This window comes from Pseudomonas sp. N-137, assembly GCF_034555295.1.
Classification (GTDB): domain Bacteria; phylum Pseudomonadota; class Gammaproteobacteria; order Pseudomonadales; family Pseudomonadaceae; genus Aquipseudomonas; species Aquipseudomonas rhizophila.
In genome coordinates this window covers 74,718-88,123 of sequence record NZ_JAXUDQ010000030.1, presented here as the reverse complement: position 1 = coordinate 88,123, position 13,406 = coordinate 74,718, and the positions used below count along the sequence as shown (strand labels likewise).

Here is a 13,406-nt window from a genome sequence, read left to right as displayed (position 1 = left end):
TCTTGACTCCCCATGAAACGGCCGACGCAAGGTCGGCCGTGAAATACAGCCGCGCAGCAACGCGACTTTGTGTTTAACGGCCCGACGAAGGTTTTCGCCGAGCCGTGATCTTCATAAACGCACTGCCCATGATCATTTGGCGCCAAGGGCCAGTTTGGCGACTTGTGGCGCCGGCTGGTAGCCCGGAATCACCTGGCCGTCCGCCAAAACGATGGCCGGCGTACCGTTCACACCGATGGACTGACCGAGGGCGAACTGCTTGGAAACCGGGTTTTCGCACTTGGCGGCCTTGATTTCCTTGCCATCGACCATCTTGTCCATGGCCGCTTTTTTGTCCTTGGAGCACCAGACCGCCTGCAACTGCTCATCACCCGGCGAACCCAGGCCCTGACGCGGAAATGCCACATAGCGCACTTCGATGCCACGCTTGTTCAGCTCCGGCACTTCGGCGTGCAGCTTGTGGCAATACGGGCAGGTGGTGTCGGTGAACACGGTAATGTGGGACTTGGTTTCGCCGACCGCCGGGTAAACCACGGTTTCGGCAACAGGAATACCGTTGATCAGCTTGGAAATGCCCTGGCGTTCGGTCTTCTCGGTGAGGTTGACCGGCTTGCCATCCTTGAGCTCGAACAGGTTGCCCTGGACGATGTACTGACCGTCGGCGCTGGCGTAGAGCACGCGGCTGCCCTGGAGCTTGACTTCATACAGGCCGGACATGGGGCTGGCCGTGATGGTTTCGATCGGCACCTCCATCTGAAGGTTTTCCAGGCTCTTGCGGATAGCCTTGTCGGCCGCGTCGTCGGCGATGGCAACAGTACTGGCCAACGCAATGGCGGCGGCGGTGAACATCTGGATCAAACGCATGGGAGCTCCTGAGACGGACAAATGGGACGGGGAACGCCGACCGGCAGATTCGGGTTCCAACCGCCCACTGTGCAAACCGGCAAAGCCTACCACATAAGGCCCGCATGGCCGAATGCCGGTGATACAAGGCATATGGATGCCTTTTTTCTGTGTGCTGGCGTGGGTTCACATATCTGGCGCTCACCACAACTCCCTGTGGGAGCGAGCCTGCTCGCGATAGCGGTGGGTCAGCTTGCATTGATTTTGAATGCGCCACCGTCATCGCGAGCAGGCTCGCTCCCACATGGGCTATCGGGTACTCATCAATCCAGGGATCTTCATTCAGCCTCGGGGGTGATGCTTGGCGTGCAGATCCTGCAACCGCGCCCGAGCGACGTGGGTGTAGATCTGAGTGGTGGACAGGTCGCTGTGGCCCAGCAGCATCTGCACCACACGCAAGTCGGCGCCGTGGTTGAGCAGGTGCGTGGCGAAGGCATGGCGCAAGGTATGTGGGGACAGTGACTTGCCGATCCCGGCCACCTTGGCCTGGTGCTTGATACGGTGCCAGAAGGTCTGGCGAGTCATCTGCTCGCCGCGCAGGCTGGGAAACAGCACGTCACTGGGACGCCCGCCCAGCAGTTCATGACGCGCATCGCGCATGTAGCGCTCGACCCAGACGATTGCCTCTTCGCCCATCGGCACCAGACGCTCCTTGCTGCCTTTGCCCATCACCCGCAGCACGCCCTGACGCAGGTTGACCTGCTCCAGCGTGAGACTGATCAGCTCGGTGACCCGCAGGCCGCACGCGTACAAAACCTCCAGCATGGCCCGGTCGCGCTGACCGATGGCTTCGCTGAGATCCGGCGCCGCCAGCAGCGCCTCTACATCGGCTTCGGACAGGGACTTGGGTAACGGTCGCCCCAGCTGCGGCATCTCCACGCGCAAGGTCGGATCCACCGCAATCAGCTTTTCCCGCAGCAAATAACGATAAAACCCACGCAAACCCGAGAGAAACCGTGCGGTCGAGCGCGGCTTGTAGTTCTGCTCCAGACGCCACGCCAGGTGATCGAGGATCAACTCTCGCCCGGCATTGGCCAGCTCCAGGCCTTGTTCCTGCAACCAGCCATTGAACAGCGCCAAGTCGCTGCGATAGGCATCGCGGGTGTTGTCGGACAGCCCCTTCTCCAGCCATAGGGCGTCGAGAAACTGGTCTATCAGCGGGTGATCAATGGCTGGCATAAAAACTCATGAGGGATGCGTGCGTACGCGGCATCGAAATGGAAATGATGAGATGCAGGGTGCTCAAAGACCAAATCGCAGGCAACAAAAAAGCAGCCCGCAGGCTGCTTTTTTTGCATCGGAAGCTGGACTTAAGCCAGTTTTTCCTTGATGCGAGCTGCTTTACCGGACAGGTCACGCAGGTAGTACAGCTTGGCTTTACGTACGTCACCGCGACGCTTGACAGCCATGCTGTCGATTTGCGGGCTGTAGGTCTGGAAAGTACGCTCTACGCCAACACCGTTGGAGATTTTACGAACGGTGAATGCACTGTTTACGCCGCGGTTACGCTTGGCGATAACAACGCCTTCGAACGCTTGCAGACGCGAACGGTCGCCTTCCTTCACTTTCACCTGAACGACAATGGTGTCGCCCGGGGCAAAGGTAGGGATTTCTTTGGTCATCTGCTCTGCTTCGAGTGCAAGAATGATTTTGTTAGTCATGCTGTGCTCCTAAGGCAAGTCGTCGGACTTACCATCGATACGTTGTGAACTATCGTCCCGCTCGCGGATATATTCCTCGAGCAGCTTCTTCTCTTCTCCAGAAAGCGAGCGGCTTTCCAGAAGATCGGCGCGTCGTTCATAGGTCCGACCAAGGGACTGCTGTAAACGCCAACGCCGGATGTGCGCGTGGTTGCCACTTAGCAACACGTCGGGAACACGCTGATCCGCATACACCTCCGGTCGGGTGTAGTGCGGGCAATCCAGCAGACCATCCGTAAAGGAATCTTCCTCGGCGGAATCTGCATGCCCTAAAGCTCCAGGCAGCAGTCGTGTAACCGCATCGATCAGGACCATCGCCGGCAGCTCGCCGCCAGACAGTACATAGTCGCCAATCGACCACTCTTCATCGACATGAGCTTCAATAAAACGCTCGTCAATGCCTTCATAACGGCCGGCAATCAGGATCAATGCATCCGAATTTGCCAGCTCGCGTACCGCCGACTGAGTCAGCTGACGGCCTTGGGGCGACAGGTAAATCACCTTCGCGCCCTCCCCGGCTGCGGTTCTGGCCTGAACCAGAGCGTCTTCCAGGGGCTTGATCTTCATCACCATGCCCGGACCACCGCCAAACGGGCGATCGTCCACAGTGTGATGCCGATCCGTGGTGTAGTCCCGCGGATTCCAACAGGTAAGCTGCAACAGCTCCTGTTTCACCGCGCGGCTGGTTATGCCGTACTCGCTGATGGCGGAAAACATCTCGGGAAACAACGTGATGACTTCAACGCGCAAATTAGCCACGTTTAGAAATCCGCATCCCATTCCACCTTCATCTCGCCTGCTGCAAGGTCGACGGCCAACACGCATTGCTCGGTATAGGGCAACAGGCGTTCGCGATCATCCAGGCTGCCGACGCAAGGCTTGACCACCATGACATCGTTCGAACCGGTCTCGAGCAGGTGATCGATTTTCCCGAGCAATTGCCCGAGGTGGTCGATGACCTTCAGACCCACCAGCTGGTACCAGTAGTACTCGCCGTCGGTCAGTTCAGGGAACAGGTTGCGTGGCACGCAGATCTCAAAACCGGCCAGAAGACGCGCTTCTTCACGATCATCGAGATCCTTGAGCTTTGCGACCAGGAACTTGTCGTTCCCACGTCCGCTGACCAGCTCAACCTGTTTCACGCTACCTTCGCGCTTGAGCGTCCAGGTTTTGTAGTCCAACAGGTTTTTGATCGGATCAGTAAAGGAATACACCTTCACTTCGCCGCGAACGCCATGAACAGAATAGATTTTGCCGACAACGATCAAATCATCAGCATCTTTTGGCGTCGCGTTCATATTGCTCAGGCCGCAGCCTTAGCCGATTCCTTCAACAACTGAGCAACACGCTCAGAAGGTTGTGCACCAACGCTCAGCCAGTAGGCTACGCGCTCTTGGTTCACGGACAGACGAACTTCCTGACCACGGGCAACAGGGTTGAAGAAACCAACCTGCTCCTTGTGGGAACCGTCACGCGGGTTGCGGCTGTCGGTTACGGTCAGGTGGTAAAACGGGCGCTTTTTGGAGCCGCCAAGGGCAAGACGGATTGTTAGCATGTGAACATCGTTCCTGTAGTCGGTGCTGCAAATCTAAATGCACAGCGGGCATAGGTGCCCGAAAGGCCGCATATTCTAAGGAATATCCGGACTTTTGCAAATGTCTTTTTCCGGCGCCTGGCGCCATGCGATCAAGATTTGCCATAGAGCCGTCATGAAAAACGGCAGGTCAGCTCCCGTGCAGCACGGGTTTGCTGGAGATCCCCGCATCCGTGCGGGGCAACGCCGGCATGACAGCCGGCGCAGATTCTTTACATTTTCGGCATGCCGCCGCCGGGCAACATACCGCCCATGCCGCGCATCATCTTGGCCATCCCGCCCTTGGCGGAGAATTTCTTCATCATCTTCTGCATCTGCTTGTGCTGCTTGATCAAGCGACCGATGTCCTGCACCTGGGTACCGGACCCCATGGCGATGCGGCGTTTGCGCGAACCGCTGATCAGCTCAGGGTCGCGGCGCTCGGCCGGGGTCATGGAGTTGATGATGGCTTCCATCTGCTTGAACTGCTTTTCAGCCGCGCCCTGGGCATTGCCCATCTGCGCCAGGTTCACGCCACCGATGCTCGGCAGTTTATCCATGAGGCCGCCGAGGCCGCCCATGTTCTTCATTTGTTGCAGCTGATCGCGGAAGTCTTCGAGGTCGAAGCCCTTGCCCTTCTTCAGCTTCTTGGCCAGTTTGTCGGCCTTGTCCTTGTCGAGGGTCTGCTCGGCCTGCTCGATGAGGCTGAGCACGTCGCCCATGCCGAGGATCCGCGAGGCAATACGCTCGGGGTGGAACGGCTCGAGCGCTTCGCTCTTCTCACCCATACCGATGAACTTGATCGGCTTGCCAGTGATGGCACGGACCGACAGCGCGGCACCGCCACGGGCATCACCGTCGACCTTGGTCAGGATCACGCCGGTCAGCGGCAGCGCATCACCGAACGCCTTGGCGGTGTTGGCCGCGTCCTGGCCGGTCATGGCATCGACCACGAACAGGGTTTCCACCGGGTTGATCGCGGCATGCAACGCCTTGATCTCGCCCATCATCTCTTCGTCGATGTGCAGGCGACCGGCGGTATCGACGATGACCACGTCGATGAATTTCAGTTTTGCTTCTTTAATAGCCGCCTGGGCGATGTCCACCGGCTTCTGGCTCAGGTCGGACGGGAAGAACGTCACGCCGATGTCGTTGGCCAGGGTTTCGAGCTGCTTGATCGCCGCCGGGCGATAGATGTCCGCGGACACCACCATCACCGACTTCTTCTTGCGCTCTTTAAGGAAGCGCGCCAGCTTGCCGGCCGTGGTGGTCTTGCCCGCGCCCTGCAGGCCGGCCATCAGCACCACCGCTGGCGGCACGGCGCTCAGGTTCAGGTCTTCGTTGGCGGCGCCCATCAGGCTTTCGAGTTCGGCCTGGACGATCTTCACGAACGCCTGGCCCGGCGTCAGGCTGCGCGACACCTCGGCGCCGACGGCGCGTTCCTTGACCGAATTGACGAAGTCCTTGACCACCGGCAGGGCGACGTCGGCTTCGAGCAACGCCATGCGCACTTCGCGCAGGGTGTCTTTGATATTGTCCTCGGTCAGCTTCGCCTTGCCGGTGACATGGCGCAGCGTCTGCGAGAGACGGTCGGTTAGGTTTTCAAACATGCGCGATCCTTTCAGGCCCAGATAAGACCGGGATAATGGCGGCCCAGACCGTAAAAAATGTGCTCGGCGAGCCTGCGGCGTGGGCAGGTCGCGGATTATAGCGAAGACTGCGCCCGGCGCACACCTCGCCGTCAGTTGCGCTGGTCTTTCGTGCGATGGGGATTCTATGCCAAACTCAGCGCCTTTCGGGCCTGCCTAACAGGATTTATGCTCCCCTTGTCACCCAGTTTGCTTGCCTCCCTCGCCGCCGCTTGTCTTTATGCCGCTGCGACCCTCTATCAAGGCTCCCGCCTGGCCACCGGCGCCAAGGCGAACAAACGCCTGCTGGTCATGCTTGGCGTGCTGGCGGTGCTCGGCCACGCGGCCAGCCTTTATACCCACCTGATGACGCCCATTGGCCTGGGCCTGGACTTCTTCAACGCCGCCAGCCTCATTGCCGTGGCCGTGATCGCCCTGACGCTGCTGGCCTGTTCACGCATCCCGGTGGAAAACCTGCTGGTGCTGCTTTTCCCGCTGGGCCTGGCCACGGTGCTGCTGGCGCAATTCGCGCCGTCAGGCACGGTACAGATAATCGATGAAGAACCGGGCATCCTGGCCCACATCCTGCTCTCGATCCTCGCCTACGGCCTGTTCACCATCGCGGTGTTCCAGGCCTTGCTGCTGCTGGTGCAGGATCACCAGCTCAAGCACAAGCACCCTTCCGGGCTGATCCGCAACTTCCCGCCCTTGCAGACCATGGAAAGCCTGTTGTTCGGCTTCCTCTGGGCCGGCTGGACGCTGCTGTCGCTGTCGCTGATCTCTGGCTGGCTGTTCGTCGAAAACCTGTTCGCCCAGCACCTGGTGCACAAAACACTGCTGGCGTGCCTGGCGTGGGTGGTGTTCAGCGTACTGCTGTGGGGCCGAAATCGGCTGGGCTGGCGCGGCCATAAAGCCATTCGCTGGACCCTGGCCGGTTTCTGCCTGCTGATGCTGGCGTACTTCGGCAGCAAGCTGGTTCGTGAATACATTCTGCATGTCTGACGGACGCCTCTGATGGATATGTTGCCCGTGGGCCCGCTGTTCGCTGTACTGGTCGTGCTGATCCTCTGGTCCGCCCTGTTCACGGCCATCGAAGCCGCCCAGCAGCATTTGCTGGCCCAACGCAAGGCTTCGCGCGCCGGTGACAAACCGCTGGCGAAGCTGAGTTTCCCCCGGGACAGTCTGATTCTGTGCAATACCCTCTGCCGCGCCCTCGCGGTGGTGATCGGAACACTGCTGGCGATTTTTACCTGGCTGCAACACGGCGCCTGGGTAGCGTGGCTCGGTACCAGTGCGGCCTTGCTGGTCTTTGCCGATTACCTGCCGCGCACCCTGGCCACCCGCCATCCCGACGCGGTACTGGCGTTGGGCAACGCCTTGCTTGGCGTACCCTTGAAGATTCTTTATCCATTTGCCTGGCTGTTGAATGGCATCAGTCAATTGCTGTTGCGTCCGTTTGCCCGCCAGGCAAGCGTGGTACAGCAAAACGACGATGAAATGCCCACACCCGCGCGCAACGATCACGACCCCGAACACAACAGCGGTCGGCCGCATCCGGTTTCCGGCATCCATGCCCTGGACAACATTACCGTCAACGATATTCTCGTGCCCCGCAGTGAGGTCGATGGCATCAACCTCGACGACCCCATCGGCGACATCATTGAACAGTTGCGCCTGAACCGCCGTACTCGCCTGCCGGTATTTCACAGCGACATCAACCAGGTCGAAGCGGTGCTCAATACCCGCCAGATCCGCCACCTGCTCAAGGATGCGAGCCTGACCCAGGAAGCGCTGCTGGCTGCCTGCCACGAACCCTACTTCGTTCCCGAAAGCACGCCACTGCAGCTGCAATTGCTGAACTTCCACAAGCAGCAACGACGCCTGGGCATGGTGGTGGACGAATATGGCGAAGTGCTGGGCATTGTCACCCTGGAAGACATCCTTGAAGAAATCGTCGGGGAGTTCGAAAGCGAGCACAGCCTCGACAACCCCCACGTCCATCCCCAGCCTGATGGACGCCTCATGATCGATGGCGCCGCGTCGATCCGCGAACTGAACAGGACCCTGGGCTGGCACCTGCCTTGCGAAGGCCCCAAGACCCTCAACGGCCTGGTGACCGAAGCACTGGAGACCATTCCCGAAAGCCCGGTCTGCCTGAAGATCGGCCGCTATCGGCTGGAAATCATCGAAACCGTGGATAACCGCGTCAGCCAGGTGCTGGTGTGGCACAACAGTTCGGTGCCGCTGGCGTCCTAAGCCCTCGCCACAGGGTTGTGCGCAAGCGCCGCTATTGTGTACGGGCTCTCTTGTTGAATCGTTAGCCCCCTTCCTATACTCAACCCGCTTATCCAGCGCGCGCCAGCGAGCCGAGGGAGTTCGACCATAATAATTAGCTCCAACGGAGCACATGACTGTCAGGGATAACCGCATGACAACGACCACTTGCAACGAAGCTGTGTCTGCCCCGCCGACGAACTCCGCCACCCGCGTGGCGACCGCAAGCTTCATCGGCACGGCCATCGAGTTCTATGACTTCTACGTCTACGCCACGGCTGCGGCCCTGGTGATCGGGCCGGTGTTCTTCCCGCAAACCTCAGGCACGGCACAGATGCTCTCGTCCTTCCTGACGTTCGGCATCGCATTCCTCGCTCGCCCGCTGGGTTCGGCGCTGTTCGGCCACTTCGGCGACCGGATCGGGCGCAAGTCCACGCTGGTGGCTTCCCTGCTGCTGATGGGTGTGTGTACCACGCTGATCGGCGTACTGCCCGGTTACGCCAGTATTGGCGCCTGGGCGCCGATCCTGTTGTGCGTGCTGCGTTTTGGCCAGGGGTTGGGCCTGGGCGGTGAATGGGGTGGCGCAGCGTTGCTTGCCACCGAGAACGCGCCCAAGGGCAAACGCGCTTGGTTCGGTATGTTTCCCCAACTGGGGCCCTCGATCGGCTTTCTGGCGGCCAACGGGTTGTTCCTGACCCTGGCCATGACCCTGGACGACGAGCAGTTCCGTTCCTGGGGCTGGCGCATCCCGTTCCTGCTCAGTGCGGTGCTGGTGATCGTCGGCCTTTATGTGCGCCTCAAGCTTCATGAAACACCCGTCTTCGCCGATGCCATGGCCCGCCAGGAACGGGTGAAAGTTCCGCTGGTCGAGCTGTTCAGCCAGTACTGGGCGCCGACGTTGCTGGGTGCCGCGGCGATGGTGGTGTGTTATGCGCTGTTCTACATCTCGACCGTGTTTTCCCTGAGCTACGGTGTGTCCACCCTCGGCTACAGCCGCGAAACCTTCCTCGGCCTGCTGTGCTTTGCGGTGCTGTTCATGGCCGCCGCGACGCCGCTGTCGGCCTGGGCCAGCGACCGCTACGGCCGCAAACCGATATTGCTTATCGGGGGCGTACTGGCAATTGCCTCGGGCTTCCTCATGGAGCCCTTGCTGACCCAGGGCACAACCTTGGGCGTGGCGCTGTTCCTGTGCATCGAGCTGTTTCTGATGGGCGTGACCTTCGCCCCCATGGGCGCCTTGCTACCAGAACTGTTTCCCACCCATGTGCGCTATACCGGCGCCTCGGCCGCCTACAACCTGGGCGGCATCGTCGGCGCTTCGGCCGCCCCGTTCTTTGCCCAGAAACTGGTGGCAATGGGCGGTTTGAGCTACGTCGGTGGTTATGTCTCGGGGGCCGCGGTGCTCAGCGTGATCGCGGTACTGTGCCTGAAAGAGACGCGCCATAACGATTTGAACAGGGTCGCCTGAACCCTCGGTGCGGGCCCGGCGACAGGCCCGCACCGAACCTGTCACAAGGCTGAATGCCTTGCAATGAAATAACAGCTAACAATCGCCCACCATTGAAACCACCCCTCACCTGCCCCATCTAAGACCCATACTCCATTGCGCAGGTGCCCCATGAGCGACCAGCACTCTACTGAAGCCACGAACGATTACGCCGACTCCGAACACATCGAACACACCTCCTCCGGCACCGGCCTGGCCCTGCCCGGCCAAAACCTGCCGGACAAGGTCTACATCATTCCAATCCACAATCGCCCGTTCTTCCCGGCCCAAGTGCTGCCGGTCATTGTCAATGAGGAACCTTGGGCTGAAACCCTCGAATTAGTCGCCAAATCCGAACACCATTCCCTGGCGCTGTTTTTCATGGACACGCCCCAGGAAGATCCGCGCCACTTCGACACCTCAGCGCTGCCGCTGTATGGCACGCTGGTCAAGGTACACCACGCCAGTCGCGAAGGCGGCAAACTGCAGTTCGTTGCCCAGGGTCTGACTCGCGTGCGCATCCGCACCTGGCTCAAGCACCATCGCCCACCGTACCTGGTGGAAGTCGAATACCCGCACCAGCCAAGCGAGCCGACCGACGAGGTCAAGGCGTATGGCATGGCGTTGATCAATGCGATCAAGGAACTGCTTCCACTCAATCCGCTGTACAGCGAAGAGCTGAAGAATTACCTCAACCGCTTCAGCCCCAACGACCCGTCGCCCCTGACTGACTTTGCCGCCGCACTCACCTCGGCCACCGGCAGTGAGTTGCAGGAAGTGCTCGATTGCGTCCCCATGCTCAAGCGCATGGAAAAAGTGCTGCCGATGCTGCGCAAGGAAGTTGAAGTCGCGCGGCTGCAGAAGGAGATTTCTGCCGAGGTCAACAACAAGATTGGCGAGCATCAGCGCGAATTCTTCCTCAAGGAACAGTTGAAGGTCATCCAGCAGGAGCTGGGGCTGACCAAGGACGATCGCAGCGCCGATATCGAACAATTCGAGCAACGGCTGGAGGGCAAGGACTTGCCGGCCCAGGCGCAAAAGCGCATCGAAGAGGAAATGAACAAGCTCTCGATCCTGGAAACCGGCTCGCCGGAATACGCGGTCACCCGCAATTACCTCGATTGGGCGACGTCGGTGCCGTGGGGCGTGTATGGCCAGGACAAGCTCGACCTCAAGCACGCGCGCAAGGTGCTCGACCAGCACCATGCCGGGCTGGGGGACATCAAGGACCGCATCCTCGAGTTTCTCGCCGTGGGTGCCTATAAAGGCGAAATCAGCGGCTCCATCGTGCTGCTGGTGGGGCCGCCGGGGGTGGGCAAGACCAGTGTTGGCAAGTCCATCGCCGAAACCCTGGGTCGGCCGTTCTACCGTTTCAGCGTCGGCGGCATGCGCGATGAAGCCGAAATCAAGGGCCATCGGCGCACCTACATCGGTGCTCAACCGGGCAAGCTGGTGCAGGCGCTTAAAGATGTCGAAGTGATGAACCCGGTGATCATGCTCGACGAGATCGACAAGATGGGTCAGAGCTACCAGGGCGATCCGGCCTCGGCCTTGCTGGAAACCCTCGACCCGGAGCAGAACGTCGAATTCCTCGATCACTACCTGGACCTGCGCCTGGACCTGTCGAAAGTGCTCTTCGTGTGCACCGCCAACACCCTGGACTCGATCCCTGGCCCGCTGCTGGACCGGATGGAAGTGATTCGCCTGTCCGGCTATATCACCGAAGAGAAGGTCGCCATCGCCAAGCGCCATTTGTGGCCCAAACAACTGGCCAAGGCCGGCGTGTCCAAAGGCAGCCTGAATATCACCGACAGCGCCCTCAAGGCCCTGATCGACGGTTATGCCCGTGAGGCCGGGGTACGGCAGCTGGAGAAACAGCTGGGCAAGCTGGTGCGCAAGGCGGTGATGAAACTGATCGATGACCCGAAAGCCGTGATCAAGCTTGGGCCCAAGGACCTTGAGGCATCGCTGGGCAAGCCGGTGTTCCGCAACGAGCAAGTGCTGTCCGGCATCGGTGTGATTACCGGCCTGGCCTGGACCAGCATGGGCGGCGCGACGCTGCCGATCGAAGCGACGCGCATCCACACGCTCAATCGCGGCTTCAAGCTCACCGGGCAACTGGGGGAGGTGATGAAAGAGTCAGCGGAAATCGCCCACAGCTACGTCAGCTCGCATTTGAAGCAGTTTGGCGGCGATCCGAAGTTCTTCGACGAAGCCTTCGTTCACTTGCACGTACCGGAAGGCGCCACCCCCAAGGACGGTCCGAGTGCCGGGGTGACCATGGCCAGCGCCTTGCTGTCCCTGGCTCGCAACCAGGCGCCGAAAAAAGGCGTGGCCATGACCGGCGAACTGACCCTCACCGGGCACGTGCTGCCCATTGGTGGGGTGCGCGAGAAAGTGATCGCGGCGCGACGGCAGAAAATCAATGAGCTGATCCTGCCGGAAGCCAACCGGGGCAACTTCGAAGAACTGCCGGACTACCTCAAGGAAGGCGTCACCGTGCACTTCGCCAAGCGGTTTGCCGATGTGGCCAAGGTGTTGTTCTGATAGTCCTGTAGCGCTTGTGTGGGCCTCATCGCGAGCAGGCTCGCTCCCACAGTGGCTTTGTGTTGTTCACAACATGTGTGATCCACACCAAACCCTTGTGGGAGCGAGCCTGCTCGCGATAAGGCCATGAGATCCAACACATGCCCCGCTGACACACCCAGTAGCATCTTCGGTTATGCTCGCCGTTCGTCGTGAATGCCGGAGCCCTTATGTCCCTCACCCGCCTGCTCGTCCCTTTCAGTCTCGCCCTGCTGAGTGCCTGCGCCACGCAACCGAAACACAACGTGACCGTGGAAAAACTGAGCCAGTGCCCGGTGCAGCTCACTAACGGCCAGAACCTGATCCTGAATTTGCCCAGCAACCCCAGCACCGGTTATCGCTGGGCAGTCCAGGATTCGGCTGGCGGCGTGCTGAAGGCCTTGGGGCCTGAGGTTTACCGCAACCCGGAAGACGCCGGCATCGTCGGCGCGGCCGGGGTATCAACCTGGCGTTTCCAGGCATTTGCTGCCGGAACCGGTCGCTTGCGCCTGACTTATCAACAGCCCTGGGCACCTGAAGTGCCGCCGGTGGAAACCTTCGACTGCGCCATTTCGGTGAATTGACCATGGGTTGGCTGATCCTTGCATTGATGGGCGCGGCCACCTATGTGTACGGGCTCACTGTGCATGCCACCCTGCTGTGCCTGCTGGTCAAGCCGATGCCGGTGCTGGCCCTGCTCGGCTGGCTGCACGATGCGCCACCCAGCGAATATCGACGCTGGATCAGCCTGGGCTTGATTTTCTCGCTGGTGGGCGATGTGCTGCTGGCTTGGCCCGGGGATCTGTTCGTGTTCGGCCTTGGCGCGTTTCTGCTGGCGCACCTGGCCTATCTGAAAGCCTACCTCAGCGACTGTCGCCGTCCGGCGTTGCTATCGCTGGCCCTGGCATTGGGGCTTGGCGCAACGCTGCTGGGGATTCTGATATCGAGCGGTCTGGGGCCTTTGCTCGTCCCGGTGATTGTCTATGGCCTGGCCATCAGCGCCATGCTCTGGCGTGCGCTGGCGCGATTGGGTACTGAAGTCCCCGAGCGCTCGGCCTGGCTGGCCGCTGCCGGGGCTCTGGCGTTTGTGTTTTCCGACAGCGTCATTGGCATAAACCGGTTCGTGGCGCCCTTTCATGCCGCGCCTTACCTGATCATCATCAGTTATTGGCTGGGCCAGTGGGGCATTGCGGCGTCGGCCTTCACTCAAAAAAACCACTGAACCAGAGAGCAAGCCCGGCGCTCACAAAGGCTCGCTCCCAGAGGTTTTTTGGTTA

General features: G+C 60.4%; 13 protein-coding genes. 6 read left to right on the top strand and 7 right to left on the bottom strand.

Features of this window, described 5'->3' with window-relative positions:
* Positions 1-132: 132 nt before the first annotated feature.
* The 7 genes from dsbC to ffh all read right to left on the bottom strand — a co-directional run bounded on the left by dsbC (position 133) and on the right by ffh (position 5,786).
* Positions 133-864, bottom strand: a complete 732-nt coding sequence (gene dsbC / locus T3A99_RS21425) for a bifunctional protein-disulfide isomerase/oxidoreductase DsbC (protein WP_076386216.1) — start codon at positions 862-864, stop codon at positions 133-135.
* Positions 865-1,185: 321 nt separating this feature from the next.
* Positions 1,186-2,082 carry a site-specific tyrosine recombinase XerD gene (xerD, locus tag T3A99_RS21420; RefSeq protein ID WP_047227504.1) on the bottom strand — a complete coding sequence of 299 codons (897 nt, stop codon included), beginning with the start codon at positions 2,080-2,082 and terminating at the stop codon, positions 1,186-1,188.
* 131 nt (positions 2,083-2,213) lie between these two features.
* A complete protein-coding gene (gene rplS / locus T3A99_RS21415) occupies positions 2,214-2,564 on the bottom strand; it encodes a 50S ribosomal protein L19 (protein WP_003175895.1) in 351 nt (116 codons plus the stop codon).
* 9 nt (positions 2,565-2,573) lie between these two features.
* Positions 2,574-3,383 carry a tRNA (guanosine(37)-N1)-methyltransferase TrmD gene (gene trmD / locus T3A99_RS21410; RefSeq protein WP_171061421.1) on the bottom strand — a complete coding sequence of 270 codons (810 nt, stop codon included), beginning with the start codon at positions 3,381-3,383 and terminating at the stop codon, positions 2,574-2,576.
* A complete protein-coding gene (gene rimM, locus T3A99_RS21405) occupies positions 3,365-3,901 on the bottom strand; it encodes a ribosome maturation factor RimM (RefSeq protein WP_047227502.1) in 537 nt (178 codons plus the stop codon). Before rimM ends, trmD begins: the two co-directional genes overlap by 19 nt.
* Positions 3,902-3,906: 5 nt before the next feature.
* Entirely contained in the window at positions 3,907-4,158 is a 252-nt protein-coding gene (gene rpsP, locus T3A99_RS21400; protein WP_003198088.1) for a 30S ribosomal protein S16, read from the bottom strand.
* Positions 4,159-4,409: 251 nt separating this feature from the next.
* Positions 4,410-5,786 (bottom strand): signal recognition particle protein, encoded by a 1,377-nt coding sequence (gene ffh / locus T3A99_RS21395; protein ID WP_047227501.1) that lies wholly within the window; start codon positions 5,784-5,786, stop codon positions 4,410-4,412.
* A gap of 207 nt (positions 5,787-5,993) precedes the next feature.
* Here ffh and T3A99_RS21390 point away from each other — a divergent pair, with 207 nt between their 5' ends.
* The 6 genes from T3A99_RS21390 (at position 5,994) to T3A99_RS21365 (ending at position 13,351) form a co-directional block, all read left to right on the top strand.
* Positions 5,994-6,806, top strand: a complete 813-nt coding sequence (locus tag T3A99_RS21390) for a cytochrome C assembly family protein (RefSeq protein WP_047227500.1) — start codon at positions 5,994-5,996, stop codon at positions 6,804-6,806.
* Positions 6,807-6,818: 12 nt separating this feature from the next.
* Positions 6,819-8,060, top strand: a complete 1,242-nt coding sequence (locus tag T3A99_RS21385) for an HlyC/CorC family transporter (RefSeq protein ID WP_173407355.1) — start codon at positions 6,819-6,821, stop codon at positions 8,058-8,060.
* Between the two features lie 172 nt (positions 8,061-8,232).
* The gene (locus T3A99_RS21380; RefSeq protein ID WP_047227498.1) at positions 8,233-9,546 is read left to right on the top strand and encodes an MFS transporter; all 1,314 of its coding nucleotides are present in this window, start codon (positions 8,233-8,235) and stop codon (positions 9,544-9,546) included.
* Between the two features lie 150 nt (positions 9,547-9,696).
* Complete coding sequence (gene lon / locus T3A99_RS21375) at positions 9,697-12,111, top strand: endopeptidase La (RefSeq protein ID WP_047227497.1); 2,415 nt, start codon at positions 9,697-9,699, stop codon at positions 12,109-12,111.
* A gap of 209 nt (positions 12,112-12,320) precedes the next feature.
* Entirely contained in the window at positions 12,321-12,713 is a 393-nt protein-coding gene (locus T3A99_RS21370; RefSeq protein ID WP_107321546.1) for a protease inhibitor I42 family protein, read from the top strand.
* A gap of 2 nt (positions 12,714-12,715) precedes the next feature.
* On the top strand, positions 12,716-13,351 hold the full coding sequence (locus T3A99_RS21365; protein WP_047227495.1) for a lysoplasmalogenase: 636 nt from the start codon (positions 12,716-12,718) through the stop codon (positions 13,349-13,351).
* Positions 13,352-13,406 lie beyond the last annotated feature (55 nt).

What these genes read in the sequence shown, in the direction of transcription:
- trmD (WP_171061421.1), bottom strand. Translation starts at nt 3,383, where the DNA reads ATGGGATGCGGATTTCTAAACGTGGCTAATTTGCGCGTTGAAGTCATC.
- dsbC (WP_076386216.1), bottom strand. Translation starts at nt 864, where the DNA reads ATGCGTTTGATCCAGATGTTCACCGCCGCCGCCATTGCGTTGGCCAGT.
- rpsP (WP_003198088.1), bottom strand. Translation starts at nt 4,158, where the DNA reads ATGCTAACAATCCGTCTTGCCCTTGGCGGCTCCAAAAAGCGCCCGTTT.
- T3A99_RS21385 (WP_173407355.1), top strand. Translation starts at nt 6,819, where the DNA reads ATGGATATGTTGCCCGTGGGCCCGCTGTTCGCTGTACTGGTCGTGCTG.
- ffh (WP_047227501.1), bottom strand. Translation starts at nt 5,786, where the DNA reads ATGTTTGAAAACCTAACCGACCGTCTCTCGCAGACGCTGCGCCATGTC.
- rplS (WP_003175895.1), bottom strand. Translation starts at nt 2,564, where the DNA reads ATGACTAACAAAATCATTCTTGCACTCGAAGCAGAGCAGATGACCAAA.
- rimM (WP_047227502.1), bottom strand. Translation starts at nt 3,901, where the DNA reads ATGAACGCGACGCCAAAAGATGCTGATGATTTGATCGTTGTCGGCAAA.
- T3A99_RS21390 (WP_047227500.1), top strand. Translation starts at nt 5,994, where the DNA reads ATGCTCCCCTTGTCACCCAGTTTGCTTGCCTCCCTCGCCGCCGCTTGT.
- lon (WP_047227497.1), top strand. Translation starts at nt 9,697, where the DNA reads ATGAGCGACCAGCACTCTACTGAAGCCACGAACGATTACGCCGACTCC.
- T3A99_RS21365 (WP_047227495.1), top strand. Translation starts at nt 12,716, where the DNA reads ATGGGTTGGCTGATCCTTGCATTGATGGGCGCGGCCACCTATGTGTAC.
- xerD (WP_047227504.1), bottom strand. Translation starts at nt 2,082, where the DNA reads ATGCCAGCCATTGATCACCCGCTGATAGACCAGTTTCTCGACGCCCTA.
- T3A99_RS21370 (WP_107321546.1), top strand. Translation starts at nt 12,321, where the DNA reads ATGTCCCTCACCCGCCTGCTCGTCCCTTTCAGTCTCGCCCTGCTGAGT.
- T3A99_RS21380 (WP_047227498.1), top strand. Translation starts at nt 8,233, where the DNA reads ATGACAACGACCACTTGCAACGAAGCTGTGTCTGCCCCGCCGACGAAC.